We start from the raw sequence: 20,278 nt of genomic DNA, 5'->3' as shown, positions 1-20,278 counted from the left end.
CTGCACGTGGCTGCCTGCAATGATGAGTTGAAACCCGTACGCTGGTGTAGCGCCTTGCCTAGCGGCCGAGCTACACAATGAAAGCACCTAGGAGTTGTTACTTGCGCTACCACAGGTGCTACCTTCCATACCCTCGATTATCCTATGATGCACAAACTTCTATTCTCCTTCCTTCTGCTCCTTTTTACCTTTCCTGTTGTGGGCCAGGACGAGTACTTGGCCCGGTTGCCCGTGGTCGGTGGGTTTTCCGAAATAAGCGTATCGCCGGCGGAAGAAGTGTGGATAGCTACCAAAGCTGGCAATATCTACTACACCAAGCAGGTAGGAGCCGTATGGGACTACGCCTCTATTACGGGGCTACCACCGGGGCTGTTAGCCTGGGCCAAACCTATGAAAGGGTAACTCACTTTTCGGAAAACGTGCTGATGGTTTCCGGCTTTATTCAGGATAAGGGGGAGCAGGATTTCGTGTACTGGTCCGACAACCACGGTGCCTCCTGGCGCAAAGTCACCTTCGGCAAGAGTAGCTGGATTGATGCCTGCTACGCCACCCCTACCGGCAAAGCCTGGATGAGCGGCAGCTCCCAGCTCATTTACTATACCGAAGACAGCGGCCGCAGCTGGCGCGAATTCAATAAGGTAGAATCCACGGGTAATCTGCGCTTTTCCACCATCCATTTTGCCCCGGACGAAAAAACCGGCCTGTTTGGCTCGCACTGGAATGTACTCTACCGCACCACAGACAACTGCCGCACCTGGGAAAAACTACCTACCCCGCTAAGTCAGAACAAATACCGCAAGCTATCCAAGGAACAACGGCCGGAGGTACGTAAGGCCCGGATCTTCGGTAAGTACTACCTACTCAACCAGGAAGGAAAAGTATTCATCACTCCCTCCAACCACGTTGATTGGCAACGTCTTCCGGAGGTTATCGACTTTGAGGTAAGCCCAGCGGGCCACCTGTATACGGTACGGAAAGACCTGACCATCCAACTCTACCAGCAGGATTTCAGCCCTATTTGGCACTCCACGCAGCCCCTTGACCAAGCTCCCCACGCCCTTTTCGTCCGCAACGAAAAGCTGTTTGCCGTAACCCACGACAAGGTCTACCGCATTGAGCCCACGCAATTCACCGCCGCCCGTTTACTGACCAACCAGGTTGACATCCCGGACCCGGAGCTGACCATACGCTACCACGGCGCGGAGTACGGCGTTGATGGCCAGGACATTGTACGTTATGACAAGGCAAGCAAACGGTGGGCGCGGTTTCTAACGGCTCCCTTCCCCATTGCCACTGCGGCCTTGTTCAATGGTCAACTCCTAGTAGCCGACCAACCCCTTACCAACTATTTCCGGGTAGATGAGCAGCGGAAAGTACTGCTACCGTTTACTCTACCAGCCAGCTTATTTGGTCAGCAAGCAAATGCAGTGGCTGAATTTCACGTGGAAAGGGGCTCCCAGGGCTGCTTTCACGCGGACAATAGCCGCCGGTCTTTCACAAGAAAGGGCAATCAGTTTGAGTTGATGACGCAAAAAAAAACCGAATGCTTTCCTGCCGAAAATGGCTGAGCGTATTCCCGCTTCCGTCGTAGCAGAGCTAGTGGCTGCCTTGGACCAGTCTCGGACCCAAGCAGTACAGCTTTCTGACCTGGGCATCAGCAAGGACCACGTTGAGCATTTCCAGGCCTTTATCGACCGGGAAGCGGAAAAGATAAAAAAGCAGGGCTTCACCTCGTTTGACAGGGACAACCTGTATCAATTTCCAGGGGAGAATGCGGATTTTAGTTTTTACAAGAGCACCGCCAGCAACCTTGCCTCTTTAACTGCCAGCCAACTCACCAGTGCGTTCGGGCAAGCCTACGGCAATTGGAGCACGACCCGGAATTGGAGTAGAGTTGTGTTTGTTTTCGCAGATGGCAAAAGGCTGATCGTTGAGAATTCGGATGATAAGCCCACTTATCTGTATAGCCCTTGGCAAGGAGATTACGACGGATTGAAGTTTAGCTCCACCTCTATCCGTTTCGGTCAGTTGCTGGACGAACTCACTGAAGGGCAATTCTTTCCCGCCACCGTACAGGACAAGAATTACGCCCTCTTTACAATCACGAACTACCTCTACAAGCAGAAACTACTGGCCGAAGAGTAGCTCCTATTCATACCCACCCCGAGGTTACCCTGCGCACCTTGACATACACAGGTTTTACGGAAATCCTTGCGTAAACTGCAGCCGGTAGCTTTCCATAGACTGCGCGGTTTTCCCGTTATTTAGGGTACAGCCTGCCGTAGTTCTGGTCTTCCGAACTCGTTTGTTTTCCTTGGATTCCGGCACTTAGGGCAACGGCGCGAACCTCAGACCGTAGGAAGTACGGTGCCTTCCAGGCGCCCGTCTCGTTCGACTACTCTTATACCCCGCAGATTACAATGGCCAAACAAGCCCCCGCCACCAAGGCCGACAAGCTTAACAGCCTCTATAAGGAGTGCGGCCTGATTAAGGAAGACGTGTTTCAGCACCAGCACTACACCATCCTGACTCGCTCCGGCATTGAGAAGGTGCAAGCTCACTACGGCATCCAGGTCAGCTATAAAGCCCTGAAGCTCGAACCCAAGTACGCCGTCATTAAGGCCGTAGCGAAGATGGACGAGGCCACGGTAGAAACCTACGGCAGCGCCGTGCCGGAGAACTGCAAGAACAGCTACTTTGCTGAAACCGCCGAGAAACGGGCGTTGAGCCGGGCGGTGCTCAAGCTAACGGGTCTTTACCAACACGGCTTCTTTGGGGAAGAGGAATCCGAGCAGCTAACGGCAGAAGCCAAAGCCGCCCCGCAGAAGTCTCCCGAAGCCGATGGGCTCACCGAGGCCCTGAACCGCCTGCAGAACGGGGACGCCCCGGGCACCGTGTGGAAAGCCCATCCTGAACTGCACGGCAATGAAGACTTCAAGGCCGCGGTAAAGGCAGAGGCCGAGCGTCGCAAAGCGGCGGCGGCCTAGTCACAACTAAGCCAAAGCAACACCACGGTCACCGGTTCGGTAATTCAATCAGATTCCGCTAGGCTTCCGGCAGCGCCCGGCGCGAGGACCGGACCAATTGCCCTACCTGAGTTTGGGCAAAGCAAGCGGGTTATCATCCCGCTTGTAGAGGTAGCTACCCCCCGCGGAGCCCGGCAGCTGGAAAAACCCGGTAACAACGTCACTCAACCGTTAGAAAACGAATGAAATCTACTCTCCTGCTCACGGCTGCGCTGGCCACGTTTACTCTTCAGGCCCAGGCTCAAACTGCTCCTACCGCCTCTACAGCACCCACCGCGGCCCCCGCACGGGCCGCTGCCGACCAGATTAAAACCAAAAAAGGTCCGCTCACAGTGCAGCCCATTACCCACGGCAGCGTGGTATTCACTTGGCAAGGCAAGACAATATACGTGGACCCCTACGGCGGTGCCGCGGCCTACGCTGGGCTGGCGGCGCCTGATTTGATTCTGATTACGGACATTCACGGCGACCATCTGGATACGAAAACCCTGGCCGGCCTCTCCGTGGGTAAGGCTCTACTGGTAGTGCCTCAGGCGGTAGCCGATCAGTTGCCGGCCGAGTACCAGGCGCGGGTGCGTGTCCTGCGCAACGGCCAGCGACTCGACACGCTGGGGCTGACGGTGTCGGCCCTTCCCATGTACAACCTGCCCGAAACGGCCGATTCCCGGCATCCCAAGGGTCGGGGCAACGGCTACGTCTTAGGTCTGGGCGGTACAAACGTCTACCTGTCCGGCGATACTGAAGACATTGCCGAAATGCGGGCCCTCAAGAACATTGATGTGGCCTTCGTGTGCATGAACCTCCCCTACACCATGGACGTGCAGCAGGCCGCGCAGGGCGTCCTGGCCTTTAAGCCCAGCATTGTGTACCCCTACCACTACCGGGGTCAGAACGGGCTGAGCGATGTGGAAGGCTTCCGGAAAACCGTGAATGCGACCAACCAGAAAATTGACGTGCGGCTGCGCAACTGGTATCCGGCGGCAGCCCAGTAAGGCAGCCCCGCGGCGCAGGACAGCCGGCTGAGCAATTGGGTTGGGCTTGGGTAGGAGCACGATGTCGTGCACCTGAACCCGTAGAGAGTTGCAGGCCTGGTATTTTCCTGCTAGGAGCGCCGGCTGAAACCTAGTTACCTATATAGAGGTAGCAACCGGAGTTCGACTTTATGCTCTCTTCAGCACCGAGCGGAGCCTGCGTGCCGTATCCTTGCAGATTCCTCCCGCCGATACTGTTTTCGCTGCCCGCGGAACCCAAGTGGTTTTGCCCGGAGGCATGAGTGGTCAACGCAACCACTACCAATGGGAGCGGCTGGTGGGGCAGACATGGGTAATCATGGCGGGAGCAACTAGCGCGAACTTGTCCGTCACGATGGACGGGGAAAGCAGTGAAGGTATCTACCGGCAGCGGGTCACGAATGACTGGGCCGTATACCCCTGGGGCTCGCCCGTATACTTCTATACACTTCCTCACTACGCACGCTTGCGGCCGACTATGGTCTCACAGCCGATCAGCAGCCGACAGAAGCTGGAAAGCAGCTTTGATGAGCAGGGCTGTTCCTATACGCTCACTAGTCAGGAGCCTATCCGGGCCTTCGAGGTGGATGAGGATGGGGTAGCACGTACGGCGGACTATATCCATCCCGATGGCACCCAGTTTGAATTGCAAAATGAGAAGCTACATGTGCGACAAAATCGTCGCTCTCACGTTATCAAACTCATTCCTTAGAACAATTCTGTAGGCAGAACCATCACTATTCCCTATTCCCTATTCTCACTCTGACTTCCTACTTGATGATCACGTCAGTCCACTCGAATCTTTATCACAGTTTCTCAATTATTTAAAACTTTAGTTATAATATAAACTGGTATTCGCTTAATTTTGTAATTTCTACCTTTATGTTTTTTATAGATCTTATATTTAGCACAATCTAATTCCACTGGAATTATCTGAAATTTATGTCCAATATAAACTGCGTTGAAATTCAAATTTATAGGCAAATAATTTATACCACAATAAGGAGATATTTTATTTTTTTCGTTCTCTCTATTCATTGATAACGAATCCAATTTCCTTGAGAATGCTTCAATAGATTCTAAATCTATCTTCAGCGAAGGATGTTGCAGATAAAGCTTTTTTACTAAACTAATATCTAATTTATAATATGATTTTTTATAAAATGAATTATTATATTTATTATCAACAAAACCATTCATTTTTATGATTTGATCTCCAGAACGATAAGATTCAATATCCAACTCATATAATAAAGTATCAACCTTGCTAATTTGCTTGACAATATCAATATGTTTATCATCGAAAACTTGATAATCGAGAGGGCGATGCTCTCTTTTATAAGTTTGCCTTATATATCGACCCTTCATGGTTAAACAGCAACCACTGAGTAGTATAAACAGCCAAAATCCTATTCCATATCTCATGGCGTAACTCTCCCTTTTTTGACGTTGTTTTTTATGATCGTTTTAGTATTATCCTCGCTCGGCGATACTTTACCTGTTTTAGCTTGGTCTAAGCTAGCAGGTGAAGTTGGAGAAGGATAAACGGCATTACCACTATTATCAATAGAGTGCAACAAACTCATCATGTTATGAAACCCGACTTCATGAACTAGCACTTCTTCTGCCGTAAATGGTAGGTTTGTATTGTACCCTGGGCAACCCGGCCAGTAGTGCTACCCTTCATTAGGTGCCTGGCTCCTGCCCATTGGTCTCCTGCAGCCACTGGCTAGCTTCTTCCAGGGTGGCGAAATAACGGGTACAGATGCCGTAGAGCCGCTTTCCTTCCGAGCTGACATCCAAGGATTGTAAGCGCAGGTGCAAGGGCCGGGCCGTCACGACGGCAACCTGGGTGAGCAGTTGGCCCGTGCCCGCCCGGGGCAACCAGTCGACCAGCAGCCACCCCATGTACTCCTCCGTGGCCGGAACGCGCTGGCGCTGATCCGTCAGCAGCTTCCCGCAACCCGAAACTTGCAGCAAGCGCAGCACTTCGTCGAACACGGCCCGGGCCGCCGCGGAGTCTCCGGACCCCGGCCCCCATTGGAGGTGAACGTACCCGGCGGGGTCTACCCCCACGGTTCCGGCGGCCATCTGCCTTGCTAAATCCATTGCGTAAGGTACTACACTCGCGGGAAAGAGCGGAGTGGGCAACTCGGCGGCTAGCATGTCTTCCCCGGCATGACGCAGCTGCCATACGACCTACCCCTATTCCAGGCCCTGGCGCAGTGTTATGCCGCCCCGCAAGGTGAACCTAAGGGCGTTGGCAGGCCAGCCGAAAACGATTTTATCCTACCGTTCCGGATCCGCAAAGAGAAGCCCTGGCACTTACCTGCCGGTTACAAGCTGACCGCCGCCGCCAGTGTGGGGCGTTAAGTTGAACCGCCGTAGAAGGACTACCTTACGCACGAGTTGCTCCGCCTTGTTGGCTTTATTTCAATGGCTACCGTTCCTACTCCTCTCGCGTATGTTTGCGGGGCCTGAGCGCGGGTGATTTATTCGTACTCCTTATCCTTTCCTCGATGCCTGCTTCATCAGTACCTACCCCCCTGCGCTCCTTACCAGCTGACACCCTGCTGGGGGATTTGCTGGCAGTGTCGATGACCGGCGTTATTTACTATACGCCTCTCTACGACCCAGCGGGCTCAGGCGACATCGTAGATTTCCGCTTTGAGTACCTGAACCCCACGGCCCAGCGCATGATGCGCATGCCGGAAGTGCCTACGCTGACCCACAATGAGCAGTGGCCCCACAGCAAGGCCCACGGCACGTTTGCCTTTCACGTGGACGCCTTTATCTCTGGTGAGCCGCGCGAATACAACATCAACTACCAGGCCGACGGGTACGACAATTACTACCGCCTGGCGGCCCGTCGTTCGGGCGACGGGCTGTGGGTAAGCTTCACCGACACGGCCGACCAGCCCCGCTCCCCCGTGGAGGTAGCCCTGCGCGAGGCCCAGGCCCGCGAGCAGGCCGCCCACGCCGAAGCCGAAACCCAGCGGGCCCAGCTGCACCACATGTTCGAGCAGGCGCCGGCCATGATTTGCATTTTTGAGGGACCCCAGCACGTATTCCAGTTCGTCAATCCGCCTTACCAGGCCTTGGTGGGCGAGCGGCCCCTGGTAGGCCGGACCATTGCCGAGGCCATGCCCGAGCTGGCCGGCCAGCCCATCTTTGGCTTACTGGACCGCGTGTACCAGACGGGCGAAACCTTCGAGGCTCACGAAATGCTCGTGCAGCTCGACCACCAGAATGCTGGGGCATCGGAGCTAGAGAAGCGCTACTACAATTTCATCTACCAGGCCCGCCGCGACCTAACTGGCACCATCGACGGCATCCTGGTTTTCGCCTACGAGGTAACCCCGCAGGTAGTGGCCCGCCAGCAGCTTGAGCAGCTCAACCAAGAGCTGGAGGCCCGCGTGCAGGAGCGCACCCAAGCCGCCCTGGTGGCCCAAGCCGAGGCGTTGCGCACGGCCCAGCAGCAGGTACAGCAGCGCGAAGCCCTGTTTCACATCCTGGCCGATACTCCCGCCGCCGTGGCCCTGCTGCGCGGTCCGGAGCATCACTTCGAGTACGTGAACACGGCCTACCAGCAGCTTTTTCCCGAGCGCCAGCTCACCGGCCGGGCTGTGGCCGAAGCCCTACCCGAAACCGAAGAGGCTGGCTTCCTAACCCTCCTCGACGAGGTGTACCGCACCGGGGAAACCTTTTTCGGGACGGAGCTGCCCATGCACCTTGCGCCGGCCGGCGGGCACACCAGCCAGCAGGTGTACTACACCTTTACCTACCAAGCCTACCGCGAAAACGGGCAGGTGGCCGGCGTTTCCATCTTTGCCTTCGATGTCACGGAGCAGGTGCAGTCCCGCCAGCAAGGCGAAGCCGAGCGTCAGCAGCTGCATACGCTCTTCATGGAAGCCCCAGCCCCCATCGTCATCCTCAGCGGCCCCAACCTGGTATTTCAGCTCGTAAACCCAGCCTACCAGCGCATCTTTCCCGGCCGCGCGCTACTCGGCCGGCCGGTGCTCGACGCTCTGCCCGAAATTGCCGACGCACCCATTTACCAGCACTTGCGGGAAGTGTACGACACGGGCACCACGTTTGTGGCCCAAGAACTGCCCCTGCAGCTGGCCCGCCACGACGATGGCCCCCTGGAGGACATGTACTGGACGTTTACCTACCAGGCCCGCCGTACTACCGAAGGCGCCATCGACGGGGTGCTGGTGTTTGCCCACGAGGTAACTGACCAGGTGCGGGCCCGGCAGGTAGTGGAGCGCAACGAGCAGTACCTGCGCCAGATGGCCGATAACGTGCCCACCATGATCTGGCTCACGGACGCCGCCGGCCAGTGCGTGTACCTCAACCAGCAGTGGTACGACTACACCGGCCAAACTGAAGCCGAGGGCCTGGGCGTGGGCTGGCTCGACGCGGTGCACCCCGACGACCGAGCTGCCACGCACGCCACGTTTGCGGATGCCGCGGCCCGGCAGGCCCCGTTCAGCCTGCTCTACCGCCAACGCCGCCACGACGGGCGCTACCGCTGGGCCGTGGACACGGGCTTGCCCCGCTTCCACCGTTCCGGGCAGTTCGAGGGCTACGTGGGCACGGTGTTCGACATTCATGAGCAGAAGCAGGGCGAACAAGCCCTGCAGCGCCTCACCACCAAGCTGCGCATGGCCCGCGACCGGGCCGAGGAACTCAACGCCGACCTGCAAGCCAGCAACGAGCAGCTCACGCGCACCAACGTAGACCTAGACAACTTCATTTACACCGCTTCCCACGATCTGAAAGCTCCCATCAGCAACATTGAGGGCTTGCTGAACTTACTGCAGGAGGAGCTGCCCGCTCACCTGGCCCAGTCCGCGCAGGTAGCGCCTACCCTGCTGCGCATGATGGACTCGGTGGAGCGGTTCAAGCGCACGATTGACCACCTGACCGAAGTAACCAAGCTGCAGAAGGAGCACGACGCACCAGTTACCGCGGTTAATCTGGCCGCGGTGGTTGAGGACGTGCACCAGGACCTGCTGCCTCTGATGCAGGCCACCGGCGCCAAGCTGGTCATTGACGTGTCGGGTCAGCCGCCCGTCCGGTTTTCGGAAAAGAACTTGCGCTCGGTGGTTTATAACCTGCTCAGCAACGCCCTCAAGTACCACTCCCCCGACCGCGCACCCCGGGTAGATGTGCGGGCCCACGTGCGCCTGGGCCACACGGTGCTGGAAGTGCACGACAATGGCCTGGGCATCGAGTCGGCGTATTTACCCCGCTTGTTTAGCATGTTTCAGCGTTTTCACACCCACGTGGAGGGCTCGGGCATTGGCCTGTACATGGTCAAGCGCATGGTAGAAAATGCCGGGGGCCATATTGATGTACACTCCCAACCCGGCGCCGGCACCACCTTTTTCGTACACCTGCCCCAGGCAGTAGAAACCGCCTGACCTGTGTATCTCTCTTTCGCTTCTGCATGACAGCCATATCCTGTACGTTGCTCGTTGACGACGACGAAACGACCAATTACCTCAACCAGACCCTGCTGCGGCGCATGGCCGTCACCGATACCGTGTTGGTGGCTACCAACGGCCAGCAGGCCCTCGACCTGCTGCACACGCACTGCGCGCCGGTAGCGTCCCCTACCTGTCCGGCGCTGATTCTGCTGGACATGAAGATGCCGCGCATGAACGGCATGGAGTTTCTGCAGGCCTATGCCCGCCGCCCGCCCACCGACAACCCGGCCGTGGTCATCATCATGCTTACTACCTCCCTGAACCCGGCGGACGTAGCAACCATGCAGAGCCTACCCATTGCAGGCTACCTGACCAAGCCCCTAACCCGGGATAAGGTGGACCAGATTCTGCAGGAGCACTTCACCTAGCTGCCCGTGGTACGGCCGACGGGCCTTGCATAACTACAATGTTTCGTGCAGCGGCCCAGGGGCTTGGGTAGGACGGGTCGCGCTCCTACCCCAGCTCATAAGCAAGCAGTGGTGTTACAAATTTTCTGTGATTCCTTAGGGTACATGAGCCTATTGGGCGGGTACATCAGCACCTGATTGCACCCCAGAAAACTTGGTGCGCAGAATGCTGGCCCGCGGGTAGTAGCACGACGCTGCTCGTCTCCTATCACTCCACATAGCAAAGCTCATTCCTGCTTGAATGGCGGCTTCACCCGCTGCCAATAGGGCACGCACACGCCTCCAGTTCCTACTTTAGTTGTGCGCTTTATCGGCTTCTTACCTCCTGGCCTACCCTAAAAACCCAAAATTTTTAGGAAATAAGGCTACCACCGGGAACAGAAGCAGCACAGCCGTGGTTGGCCCAACGCCATTCGATTTCCCTATGCCATGACCTCCTACTCTGCGGCCACCTCTTCCACCTCTGTGCCGGACCTTGAACGATTCACCCAGGTACTGCACGAGATGGGTGTGCACGCCGCCCTGGGGTTTCTGAACAACCGCACCCCGCACCGTTATACCGGCCTATTTCGTTTCGAGGGGAGTACTCCCGCAATATCCTGCTCTACGACCGGTATAATGTGCACCGCCACCAGGGCGACGATGTGCCTTTGGCCGAGGCCTTCTGCTCGCTGGTTGGGCGTCAGCAGGCTCCCGTGCACATTCTGGATGCGGCCCTGGACCCGCGCTCCGAACAGGTAAACACGCTGGTCGTGTCGTACTGCGGCGTGCCGGTGTACGACGCGCAGGGCCGCCTCTACGGTTCGTTGTGCCACTATGATTTGGACCTCTGCCAGGAGTGGGCTGTCAACGTCCCCTTACTTGAGGCGGCCGCTCCGCTGTTTTACCAAGCCTTGCATTCGGCCTCCTAACGGAAGTAGCTGCTTGAAGATAACGGATAAGCTAACCCGGTGGCACTGGCGCCGTTAGCGGATAGTATCTTCGCCGGCTTGCTATCCGCCTGCTTATACTCGTTTTACACCTATTCTCGTCGTGGCGACTGATAATCCGCTTGATGTCTTCTTCGACCTGGTTCCCACCGGGGCCGTGCTCTACGCCCCGATCTTCGATGCGCGCGACGAGCTAGTCGATTTCCGGTTTGTGCGCCTGAACCCAGCGGCCCAGCGCCTGCTGCACTTGCCCGCGCAGCCCGCCCGCACGTTTCGCCAGCAGTACCCGCACAGCGGGCCCACGGGTATTTTTGCTCAGTACCGCACGGCCTACCTGACGGGCCACCCCACGACGTACGACGTGCCCTACCAGGGCGACGGCCTCGATACGTACTTCCGGCTGGTGGCCCAGCGCAGCGGCGAGCTGCTGGTCGTCAACTTCACCGACCTGGCCGACCTACCCCGCTCGGCCGTCGAGCAGTCCCTACGCGACAGCCGGGCCCGCGAGCAGGCCGCCCGCGCCGAGGCCGAAACCCAGCGCCAGCGCTTTTACGAGGTGCTGATGGCGCTGCCCGCGCAGGTGGCCACCTACCACGGCCCCAACCACGTCTACAACTTCGTCAATACGTCGTACCAGCGCCGCTTTCCTACCCAGGCCCTGCCCGGCCGCTCCCTGCGCGAGGTGCTGCCGGAGGCGGAGGCCCAAGGCGTGCTGGCCGTAATGGACCGCGTGTACCAGACCGGCGAGGCCAGCTACCAGCAGGAGTTGGAGGTGTGGCTAGACTTTAACGGGAGCGGCCAGCCCCAGCAGCTGTTTCTGAATCTGTTTTTTCATCCCCTACGCGACACCCAAGGCCGCGTGGATGGGCTGCTGGATTTTTCCTACGACGTGACCGAGCAGGTGCAGGCCCGCCGGCAGGTGGAGCAGCTCAACCAAGGGCTGGAAGCCCGCGTGCAGGAGCGCACCGGCGAAGTACAGGCAGCTCGCGCCGAGACGGAGGCGCAACGTCAGTTGCTGCAATCGGTGCTAACGCAGGCTCCGGTAGCTATTGGGGTATTTCAAGGAGAAGACTTGGTAGTCGCTCAGGCCAATATTTGGCTCTGTGCCATGTGGGGCTACGAGCCGGCCCAGGTACTGGGTAAGCCACTGCTGGAAGGCGTACCGGAGCTACGCGGCCAGGGCTTCGAGGACTTGCTTCGAGAAGTGGGCCGCACCCGTATACCCTTTACGGGTACGGAATTGCCGGCTACGCTGCGCCAGGACAACGGGGAGCTTGAAACGCACTATTTCAACTTCGTGTACCAGCCTCTGTACGGCCCGGCCGGCGAGCTGCTGGGCGTGCTCAATATTGCCACCGACGTCACGACCCAGGTAGAAGCCCGCCAGCAAGCTGTAGTGTTGCAGGCAGAGATATTAGCCGCCGCACAGCGCCAAGTAGCCGAGCGCGAGATGTTCTATCAGGTGTTCGAGCAAACGCCGGCCGCGGTCTGCATCCAACGCGGCCCGGAGCACCGCTTCGAGTACGTTAACCCCGCCTACCAAGCCCTATTTCCCGACCGCGTGTTCGTGGGGCACACCCCAGCCCAAGCCTTACCCGAAGCCGTCGAGTATGGCTTCGTCACCCTGCTCGACCGGGTGTATCACACGGGCGAAAGCTATTTTGGGGAAGCGCTGCCGCTGGTAGTCCGAAATGCGGCTGATGGGCCTGTGCGAACCATTTACTCCAGCTTCACCTACCAGGCCTACCGGGAGAACGGCGCCATTGTCGGCATTACCACCTTCGCCTACGACGTCACCGAGCAGGTGCTTGCCAAACAGCAGGTAGCGCGCAGCCGCGAATCTCTGGACCTGGCCTTGGCCGCTGGGCAAATGGGGACGTGGCACCTGGACCTGCGCACCGATACTTCCGTGCGAACGGTGCAGCACGACCGTCTGTTCGGCTACCCACATCTGCTACCCGAGTGGGGCTACGAGCAGTTTGTGTCGCACATCGTCGGGGAAGATCAGCTGGCGGTGGCGGTGGCGTTTGACCAGGCTGGTACTACCGGCGCGCTGCATTTTGAGGCGCGCATCCGGCGCACTGATGGCGCATTGCGCTGGATTGAAGTACGGGGCAGCGTTTTTTATGATGATGACCACCAACCCCTGCGGATGGCGGGCGTGGTAATGGATATTACCGAGCGCCGACAGGCTCACCAGCAGTTGGAGCTGGTAACCCAGCAGCTCGCCACCGCTAACCAGGATCTGAACCATACCAACGAGCAGCTCACACGCACCAACGTGGACCTGGACAACTTCATCTACACGGCCTCGCACGATTTGCGGGCGCCCATCGCCAACGTAGAGGGCCTGCTGTTGGCCCTGCAACACGAGCTACCCGCGGCCGGCCGCGTCGGCGCCGTACCCGAGATTCTGACCCTCATGCACGGAGCCATCGAGCGGTTTAAGCGCACCATTGCTCACCTCACCGACATTTCCCGCCTGCAGAAAGAGCACAGCCCGGCTCATCAGCCGGTATTGCTGGCGGGGCTGGTGTAAGCCGTCCGGCTCGACCTGCTGCCCCTGCTGCACTAAAGCCAGGCCCGGCTCACGGTGACCATCCCAGCCGACCTGACGGTGACTTTTGCCGAGAAGAACCTGCGCTCCGTGGTATACAACCTACTCAGTAACGCCCTCAAGTACCGCCACCCCGACCGCGCCCCCCACGTGCAGATCTGCTGCCAGCCCCAGGAGGGCTACCAGGTGCTGGAAGTGCAAGACAACGGCCTGGGCCTGAACTTGCAGCAAGGGCAGGACAAGCTGTTTGCTATGTTTCAGCGCCTGCACACCCACGTCGAGGGCTCGGGCATTGGGCTGTACATGGTTAAACGCATGGTAGAGAATGCCGGGGGCCGCATTGAGGTGCAGAGTGAGCTGGGCCGCGGTTCCGTGTTCCGCGTCTACTTTCCCGGTTGACTGGTCCTGCCTGCCTACTCGGATGGCGGGCTGCTCCTGCCCTAGCCGGCACCCAGCTTTCGGGCTACCTTCATGCTTATGGAAGCGCGGCCGGGGCAGTTTATCATGGGCACGATATCAGCGCGGGAGGAAGCGAAAGGGCCAGGGAAGGCTACGAGCCGCTTGATTCGGTTGCTGAGTCAGTTACTGAGCGCGGACATGGAGCTGCCAATCTTAGCAAATGGTATGCTTACCCGATAAGACGCAAGAAGCCCCAACCATTGGGCTTGTTCTTACCCAAATCTTGTTGCGAAAAAGCCAGCCTACCGGCTGGCCTTTTTTACTTGTGTGTTTTCGTCGGCGTGAGTCTTTCCGAGCAGTTTTGCGATGCCATCAATGGGCCGCTACTCATTTTGGCCGGGTACAGCTCGGTGATGTGCGTCGTTGTCGGCGCGTGCGTACCCTGCTAGCCGGCTGGGTACTTATTTCTTTGCCTTGTATTCTTCTCTAATCCAGCGAATAGCATGCGTTACAACTTCGGTGGACTTGCACAGCTCGTCGGGTGCTATCGAGTGGCCATAGGGTACCAGGCGGCGGTCGGCGAATACAGCGGTTGTCAGCAAGAGAACAGATCCATCGGACAAATAAAAGCGGCTTCTGCTGGTAGACACTCCGCACGTGCCCGCCCCAAAGCTTCTGGTGTGCTTCCGAGCCTTGAAGGCGACTACCACGGCCTCGCCCGAGCTAGCCGTTAAGGTATCTGTCAGCACGGCCACGACCGGATTGGCGGACTTTAATGTGTAATAATTGGCTGCTTCTGCCTGTGCGTCACCGTCCAGCAATGCCTTGCCTTTTTCGTATCGCCAAGCCGTTTTAATATCATTCGAGGTAAAAAAATAGCCTAGCGTGTCTTCTCCCAAAATCGGTCCTGCTCCTACAAGCATCGGCCACATATTACCCCCCATATTGCCTCTTAGGTCCACGAGCCATCCTTTTAATTCTACCTTATCCCGCTCCTTAATTTGGGCTTGTACATGGGCTATATACGCGTCCATTTTTTGCTGATTGCCAACTACCCAAGGAATGCGGATGTAGCCGATGTCTCCGGGCACCGGCTCGTCAGGATATACCGGAGGTTGCTTGTCAGCGGGGGCTTGGGGGCCCTTTACCGGGCTGGCGGGCACGAAAGCGCTGTGCTTATCGCCCAGGGCAACGATGGCGGATACAACTGCTGGATACGCCTGCTCAATCGTTTGAGCGTCGCTTGCCTGCGCTAGTAGGTTTTGCCTGAATTCTACCCAGTTAATAGTCTTCCGGTTAATAGAGTTGGCTTGCATGATATCAACGACTTCTGCCAAATATTTCCGCACCACTGGGGAGGGCGGTTTACCTTCTGCCCGACAAGAAGTAATGAGAGAGAATAAAAGCCAGAGCCTAAACGTCATGTGTAAGCGGAATAATGAAGCAAGGTTCGATATGCAATAGCCAGCTCTGAAAGGTACACCTTCCCGAGCCACTACCGTTTAGGGTGGTACTGTTAGCAACACTCGAAGCAAAAAGCGCCAGCTGGTAGGCTGGCGCTTTTTGCTTCGAGTGTTGGGTAAAGACGAGTTATCATAACGGGGCTTCTGCGAGTACAACCCCTTAGCTGAACTCAGTTGCCGCGGTAGCTCACGCGCCAAACAACACCGGCCCCATCCTCGGCAATGAGCAGCGAACCGTCCGGGCCTGTAATCAGGCCCACTGGGCGCCCCCATACCTGCGGGGGAGCGGCTTGCCCCTCATTAAGCTGCCAGCCGGTCACGAAGTCTTCGTATGCAGCCCCGCGCCCATCCGGGCCAGCCGTCTCCGGTACTCCCGCGGCGTTCATGCGCACGCGCACCACCTTGTAGCCTGAGCCTACGGAGCGGTTCCAGGAGCCGCGCATGGCCAGGAACAAGTCCCCGCGTGCGTCCTCGGGAAACACCGATCCGGTGTAGAAGGTTAGGCCCAGCGCCGCGGCGTGGGCGCGCAGCAACACCTCGGGCGTGCGGGTAGTGGCAACCTGGGGCGGGGCGGGGTCCATCACGCGCGGGTCACGCTTTTCGGGCGAGAGGTAGGCCCAGGGATACCCAAAGAAGGCCCCGCGAGGAACCACCGTGGCATAGTCGGGTACCAAGTCATCGCCCAAGCCGTCCCGTTCATTCACTACCGACCAAATTTCTCCGCTACGGGCGGGGTTCACGGCCATGCCCTGGGGGTTGCGCAGCCCAGAGGCGTAAGTAGTGCCCCCGTGCCGTCGAGGTTGTACTCCTGAATGGTCGTGCGGCGCGGGTCCTGCTCGACGGCCGCGTTCTGGGAGGAGCCAATGCCCACGTAAAGTTTGTTGTTGTACAGGAGCAGGGAGCGGGCCGGGTGCTGGCCCCCACCGGGCAATTCCACGAGTTGGGTTGGCTGGCCGCCGGCTTGCCGCTGGCCGCTGCTGTAGTCATAACGCAGAATGGCGCCGGAGCAGGCCACGTAAAAATAGTTACCGTTGAAGGCCATGCCCATCGGCCGGTTCAGCACTCCCCCGGTAGCCCACACACTACGCTCGTCGGCCCGTCCGTCGCCATTGGTGTCGCGCAGCACCGTGATTTGGTTGAGCATCATCTGGGCCACGAACACGTCGCCATTCGGCGCTACGGCCAGCCACCGCCCCTGGGGCAGATCGTCGGCGAAGGTGTTGACGGAGTAGCCCTGGGGAGCCCGCAGGCGGGCATCGTCAGGACGCTGAGCCAGCACTTGGGGTAGTTGGTCACTGACTGACTGGCAAAGGGAGCGGGCACATCGGCGAGGCGGATCCGGGTAAGGCTGGGCGTCAGCGTCTCGGTCTGGATATCCTCGTTCTGCGGTTCCTCCTCCGCGTTGTTCTCGTTGTCGCAAGCGCCCAGACTCAGGGCAGTCAGCAGTAATAGCTTGGTAATGTTTTTCATCGGATACAGGATTAGCCTACCAGGTGCTACGAGTCTTGCTGTCAGACCGTTATAGATGAGGTTAAGCTTTACTTCTTTCCCTAATGCATCCGGGTAGCACCGCTGGCGGCTAAGTCCCGGGCCCTCATTATGCCTGCTGAAATACTGGCACTGGAAGGCCTTGCGCTTACGGCCAAGCTTATATTAGCCGAAGTCCTCGACCTCTATAAAGTCAAGAAGCACGTCGTCAGCTCACCCCTACCCTGCCGAACCTTTTGTCTGCTGATCCGTCGGTACAGGTCCCGCTCGGCCGGAGTCGTGAAGAGGTACCCCGCACACTTTGTAGCAGTTGTTGGAGGTATGCGTTGGCAACTGCCGGAGTGTAATCAGCACCTCGGGAAAGGCAAGTACTTATTGATGGTGACGAAGGACCGATACCGCCCCGACCTGTCCGGTCTAACCAAACCACCTTATTACCTATTGTACCGGCCTAAAATGAGGCAGCCTATGAACTACCAAGTGGTTTATGAGCTGCTTGCTACCGGGGGGAGGTGGTGACTTGCCAGCTGAGACAAGCAGAATAAGGGGTTGAAATCAGGATGGCATGTGTTTGCAAAGCAGTGGGTCATGCAAGCCATGATTTTTTGATGGCGGAAAGCCGACAAAAGCTGCGCCGTTTAGCCCGCCGGCTATAAAATGAAATCTGAGAAAAGCACTGCGAAAAAAAACAGCATAGACGACGTGTTACCAGGCGCAATAATGCCGTAGTTTTGCATCATGCTTCAACTGAAAAACTTGTTGACGAAGCGTAGAACCCTGCTCAGCAGGGAACCGCGAGTGGACCGGAAGGTCTTCGCCATTATCGATTCTCCCGATTTTGCCGCTGGTATTTCCGTTGTTTTTTTGGGTATTGCCCCGCCACCGTTTCGGATTCCGAAACGGTTTTTTTATGTCCGTTGCGTTCGTCCCCTACTGCCCCGCAGCCAATGCATACCTCCCACGGACGCCAACCTTCTCGCCGCCACCTGTGGCGGCGTCCGGCGCCTTGGCCCACACCGGCAGCCAGTTTCTCCGTCACGGGTAGTGGCAGATAAGACTTCTTACCGTCCATTTTAGCTAGTCAACCTCACTTTTCCTCTACTCCGGTATGGCACGTAAAGATCTGCTCGACATCGCCTCCTTACACCGTGAGGAAATCGAGTTCCTGCTCGACCAATCCACGTCCTTTAAAAAATTATTCACCCACTCGGTGAAGAAAATCCCCGCCCTGGAGGGCAAGTCCGTGCTCATGCTGTTCTACGAGGCCAGCACCCGGACGCACTCCTCCTTCGAGGTCGCAGCCAAACGCCTCTCGGCGGAAGTGACGAATTTCGACGTCGCCCACTCCTCCATCACCAAAGGCGAGTCGGTGCGCGAGACGATTGAGACGCTCCAAGCCATGCGCACCGACTACATCGTCGTCCGCCATGGTCATCCCGGCCTGCCTGGCATGATTGCCCGCCAAACCACGGCCTCGGTCATCAATGCCGGCGACGGGGCCCACGAGCACCCGACCCAGGCCCTGCTAGACGCCTTCACCATCAAGGAGAAATTCCCTGACCCTCGGGGCAAAAAAGTCCTCATCATCGGGGATATCCTCCATTCCCGCGTCGCGCGCTCCACTAGCACGTTGCTGCAAAAACTGGGCGTCGAAGTCGCTTACCTGGGCCCGGGCTCCCTGGTGCCTAAGTATGTCCCGGAAAGCATCCCCCGCTTCACCGACTATGAGGCGGCCATGGCCTGGGCGCCGGATGTGGTGTACCTGCTTCGCGTGCAGATGGAGCGCCAGGACGTGCAGTTTTTCCCCAGCGTCCGGGAATACCACCGAGTGTACGGCATTACTACCGCCCGGCTGGCGGAAATCCGCGACCGAGGCCTCTACATCATGCACCCCGGCCCCGTGAACCGAGGAGTCGAGCTGTGCGACGCCGTTATGGATTATGAGCGCAGCCTAATCACCAACCAAGTTGAAAATGGCATCTCCATCCGCATGGCCGTGCTCGACTGGCTCACGCCGGGCGGAGAATTCCCGAAGCAAGAATCGACGTATGCCACGCGGCAGCGAGCTGACTCAACGGTAATTGTGCCCTAAATGCCGGACGCGGCGGCTGGTTCCGCCGGTGTGTTTTCATCTCCAACCGTCCGAATATTCTCACCCCCTTGCCAGTTAACAGCACTCCTACATTCATGCTTCTCCTTCAAAACGCCCGCATCGCCTCCGAAAACTCACCCGTACTGCTCGAAGGCGATGTCCTGATTGTCGAAGGAAAAATTCAGGACATCGGCAGCAACCTAGCCCCGCCCGAGGGTGCCCGCGTCATCGACGCGCGCGGTCGGGTTTTGATGCCGGCCATGTTTGACGCTCACGTCCATTTCCGTGCCCCCGGGTTTGAGAACAAGGAAACCATCACCACGGGTAGCGAAGCGGCCATCAACGGCGGCGTGACCGGCGTGGTCATGATGCCTAACACCCGCCCGGCCCTCGACTCGGCAACGGCGGTGGCTACCGTGCTGGAAAATGCCACGCACCGGTCCCGCATTCCGGTGTACACCTCCGGCTGCGTCACCAAGAACCGCGAGGGCAAGGAGCTAGCGGAAATCGAGGGCATGCGGGAGCTGGGGGTGAAAATGCTCACCGACGACGGGGATACCACCAGCGACCCGGCGGTGTTGCTGCGGGCCATGCAGTACGCCACTGAGTTCGGGATGTTTTTCGCCAGCCACTGCGAGGTGCCGGAGCTGGCTGGGCCGCGCGCCCTGAACGAAGGAGTGATGAGCTACCGCCTCGGCATTAAGGGCTCGCCGGCCTGCGCCGAGGAAATCATTATTGACCGTGACATTCGTCTGGCCCGGGCGGCGGGCGCGCACGTGCATATCCAACACGTGTCCAGCAAGCTCGGCATGGAAACCATCCGCTGGTGGAAATCGCGCGGCGATGTGAAAGTGACGGCGGAAGTAGCCCCGCACCACCTGCTGTTTACCGACGAGCACATCGGCGACTACGACACCAACTATAAAATGAACCCGCCGCTACGCACGCAAGCCGATTGTGATGCCCTGCTCGAAGGGCTTAAGGAAGGCGTATTTGACCTCATTGCCACTGACCACGCGCCGCACACACCGTTCGAAAAAGCCCAGGATTTCATCAGCGCCCCCAACGGCATCACCGGTCTGGATACAGCCCTGGTGTCGCTCTATCACTTCTTCGTCGAACCCGGCAAATTCGGCTGGGACTTGGTGGTGAAGCGCTATTCGGCGGAGCCCCGTCGCCTGATGGGCCTGCCGGTACCTACTATCGAAGTCGGTCAAGAAGTTAATTGCGTTCTGTTCGATACCGAAGCGGAAACGACTTTCACGCGGGACTTCATGAAATCTAAATCCCAGAACACACCCTTTATCGACCAGACATTGAAAGGCCGAGTGGACTTGGTGATTCTAGGCACAGAAATCCTGCTGGAGCGCTGATAGTTAGGACCTGACTAAAAAAAGAACGTCCTGTTGAGC

Annotated in this window: 18 protein-coding genes; 14 read left to right on the top strand and 4 right to left on the bottom strand. The window is 58.0% G+C overall.

Going from position 1 to position 20,278, the window contains the following annotated elements; translation table 11 throughout:
* Positions 1-198 precede the first annotated feature (198 nt).
* The 6 genes from MUN84_RS18855 to MUN84_RS18830 all read left to right on the top strand — a co-directional run bounded on the left by MUN84_RS18855 (position 199) and on the right by MUN84_RS18830 (position 4,748).
* On the top strand, positions 199-402 hold the full coding sequence (locus MUN84_RS18855; protein ID WP_244695508.1) for a hypothetical protein: 204 nt from the start codon (positions 199-201) through the stop codon (positions 400-402).
* 23 nt (positions 403-425) lie between these two features.
* On the top strand, positions 426-1,568 hold the full coding sequence (locus MUN84_RS18850) for a VPS10 domain-containing protein (RefSeq protein WP_244699050.1): 1,143 nt from the start codon (positions 426-428) through the stop codon (positions 1,566-1,568).
* Positions 1,561-2,145: a hypothetical protein gene (locus tag MUN84_RS18845; protein WP_244695507.1), complete on the top strand. Its 585-nt coding sequence runs from the start codon at positions 1,561-1,563 to the stop codon at positions 2,143-2,145. The genes MUN84_RS18850 and MUN84_RS18845 overlap by 8 nt, the downstream gene beginning before the upstream one ends.
* Before the next feature lie 275 nt (positions 2,146-2,420).
* Positions 2,421-2,987, top strand: coding sequence for a hypothetical protein (locus MUN84_RS18840; protein ID WP_244695506.1), 567 nt, complete (start codon positions 2,421-2,423; stop codon positions 2,985-2,987).
* A gap of 221 nt (positions 2,988-3,208) precedes the next feature.
* A complete protein-coding gene (locus tag MUN84_RS18835; RefSeq protein WP_244695505.1) occupies positions 3,209-4,018 on the top strand; it encodes an MBL fold metallo-hydrolase in 810 nt (269 codons plus the stop codon).
* Positions 4,019-4,514: 496 nt separating this feature from the next.
* Positions 4,515-4,748, top strand: a complete 234-nt coding sequence (locus MUN84_RS18830; RefSeq protein ID WP_244695504.1) for a hypothetical protein — start codon at positions 4,515-4,517, stop codon at positions 4,746-4,748.
* A 104-nt stretch (positions 4,749-4,852) separates the two neighbouring features.
* Here MUN84_RS18830 and MUN84_RS18825 read toward each other — a convergent pair whose 3' ends face one another.
* Both MUN84_RS18825 and MUN84_RS18820 read right to left on the bottom strand, forming a co-directional pair.
* Positions 4,853-5,404: a hypothetical protein gene (locus tag MUN84_RS18825; RefSeq protein WP_244695503.1), complete on the bottom strand. Its 552-nt coding sequence runs from the start codon at positions 5,402-5,404 to the stop codon at positions 4,853-4,855.
* 318 nt (positions 5,405-5,722) lie between these two features.
* The gene (locus MUN84_RS18820) at positions 5,723-6,127 is read right to left on the bottom strand and encodes a hypothetical protein (protein ID WP_244695502.1); all 405 of its coding nucleotides are present in this window, start codon (positions 6,125-6,127) and stop codon (positions 5,723-5,725) included.
* Between the two features lie 87 nt (positions 6,128-6,214).
* Between MUN84_RS18820 and MUN84_RS18815 the strand changes: the two genes are divergently transcribed.
* From MUN84_RS18815 to MUN84_RS18790, 6 genes are all read left to right on the top strand, one after another.
* Positions 6,215-6,409 carry a hypothetical protein gene (locus tag MUN84_RS18815; protein WP_244695501.1) on the top strand — a complete coding sequence of 65 codons (195 nt, stop codon included), beginning with the start codon at positions 6,215-6,217 and terminating at the stop codon, positions 6,407-6,409.
* Between the two features lie 146 nt (positions 6,410-6,555).
* The gene (locus MUN84_RS18810) at positions 6,556-9,465 is read left to right on the top strand and encodes a PAS domain-containing protein (protein ID WP_244695500.1); all 2,910 of its coding nucleotides are present in this window, start codon (positions 6,556-6,558) and stop codon (positions 9,463-9,465) included.
* A 26-nt stretch (positions 9,466-9,491) separates the two neighbouring features.
* Positions 9,492-9,899 carry a response regulator gene (locus MUN84_RS18805; protein ID WP_244695499.1) on the top strand — a complete coding sequence of 136 codons (408 nt, stop codon included), beginning with the start codon at positions 9,492-9,494 and terminating at the stop codon, positions 9,897-9,899.
* A 659-nt stretch (positions 9,900-10,558) separates the two neighbouring features.
* Entirely contained in the window at positions 10,559-10,849 is a 291-nt protein-coding gene (locus tag MUN84_RS18800) for a hypothetical protein (RefSeq protein ID WP_244695498.1), read from the top strand.
* Between the two features lie 121 nt (positions 10,850-10,970).
* Positions 10,971-13,406: a PAS domain-containing protein gene (locus MUN84_RS18795; protein WP_244695497.1), complete on the top strand. Its 2,436-nt coding sequence runs from the start codon at positions 10,971-10,973 to the stop codon at positions 13,404-13,406.
* Between the two features lie 78 nt (positions 13,407-13,484).
* Positions 13,485-13,823: a sensor histidine kinase gene (locus MUN84_RS18790; RefSeq protein WP_244695496.1), complete on the top strand. Its 339-nt coding sequence runs from the start codon at positions 13,485-13,487 to the stop codon at positions 13,821-13,823.
* A gap of 461 nt (positions 13,824-14,284) precedes the next feature.
* On the opposite strand, the gene MUN84_RS18785 is transcribed toward MUN84_RS18790, so the two are convergent.
* Entirely contained in the window at positions 14,285-15,247 is a 963-nt protein-coding gene (locus MUN84_RS18785; RefSeq protein ID WP_244695495.1) for a S41 family peptidase, read from the bottom strand.
* Between the two features lie 209 nt (positions 15,248-15,456).
* Complete coding sequence (locus MUN84_RS18780) at positions 15,457-16,218, bottom strand: PQQ-dependent sugar dehydrogenase (protein ID WP_244699048.1); 762 nt, start codon at positions 16,216-16,218, stop codon at positions 15,457-15,459.
* A gap of 1,664 nt (positions 16,219-17,882) precedes the next feature.
* Between MUN84_RS18780 and MUN84_RS18775 the strand changes: the two genes are divergently transcribed.
* Together MUN84_RS18775 and MUN84_RS18770 are read left to right on the top strand one after the other, a co-directional pair.
* Positions 17,883-18,866: an aspartate carbamoyltransferase catalytic subunit gene (locus tag MUN84_RS18775; protein WP_244695494.1), complete on the top strand. Its 984-nt coding sequence runs from the start codon at positions 17,883-17,885 to the stop codon at positions 18,864-18,866.
* Positions 18,867-18,961: 95 nt separating this feature from the next.
* Positions 18,962-20,239 (top strand): dihydroorotase, encoded by a 1,278-nt coding sequence (locus tag MUN84_RS18770; protein ID WP_244695493.1) that lies wholly within the window; start codon positions 18,962-18,964, stop codon positions 20,237-20,239.
* The last annotated feature ends 39 nt before the right edge of the window (positions 20,240-20,278 follow it).

Origin of the sequence: Hymenobacter sp. 5516J-16, assembly GCF_022919335.1 — a bacterium.
Taxonomy (GTDB): domain Bacteria; phylum Bacteroidota; class Bacteroidia; order Cytophagales; family Hymenobacteraceae; genus Hymenobacter; species Hymenobacter sublimis.
This window is presented reverse-complemented; position numbering and strand designations above follow the sequence as displayed.

Coding starts and splice junctions, on each gene's coding strand:
- MUN84_RS18850 (WP_244699050.1), top strand. CDS start 426: ATGGTTTCCGGCTTTATTCAGGATAAGGGGGAGCAGGATTTCGTGTAC.
- MUN84_RS18845 (WP_244695507.1), top strand. CDS start 1,561: ATGGCTGAGCGTATTCCCGCTTCCGTCGTAGCAGAGCTAGTGGCTGCC.
- MUN84_RS18840 (WP_244695506.1), top strand. CDS start 2,421: ATGGCCAAACAAGCCCCCGCCACCAAGGCCGACAAGCTTAACAGCCTC.
- MUN84_RS18835 (WP_244695505.1), top strand. CDS start 3,209: ATGAAATCTACTCTCCTGCTCACGGCTGCGCTGGCCACGTTTACTCTT.
- MUN84_RS18830 (WP_244695504.1), top strand. CDS start 4,515: ATGGTCTCACAGCCGATCAGCAGCCGACAGAAGCTGGAAAGCAGCTTT.
- MUN84_RS18825 (WP_244695503.1), bottom strand. CDS start 5,404: ATGAAGGGTCGATATATAAGGCAAACTTATAAAAGAGAGCATCGCCCT.
- MUN84_RS18820 (WP_244695502.1), bottom strand. CDS start 6,127: ATGGCCGCCGGAACCGTGGGGGTAGACCCCGCCGGGTACGTTCACCTC.
- MUN84_RS18815 (WP_244695501.1), top strand. CDS start 6,215: ATGACGCAGCTGCCATACGACCTACCCCTATTCCAGGCCCTGGCGCAG.
- MUN84_RS18810 (WP_244695500.1), top strand. CDS start 6,556: ATGCCTGCTTCATCAGTACCTACCCCCCTGCGCTCCTTACCAGCTGAC.
- MUN84_RS18805 (WP_244695499.1), top strand. CDS start 9,492: ATGACAGCCATATCCTGTACGTTGCTCGTTGACGACGACGAAACGACC.
- MUN84_RS18785 (WP_244695495.1), bottom strand. CDS start 15,247: ATGACGTTTAGGCTCTGGCTTTTATTCTCTCTCATTACTTCTTGTCGG.
- MUN84_RS18775 (WP_244695494.1), top strand. CDS start 17,883: ATGGCACGTAAAGATCTGCTCGACATCGCCTCCTTACACCGTGAGGAA.
- MUN84_RS18770 (WP_244695493.1), top strand. CDS start 18,962: ATGCTTCTCCTTCAAAACGCCCGCATCGCCTCCGAAAACTCACCCGTA.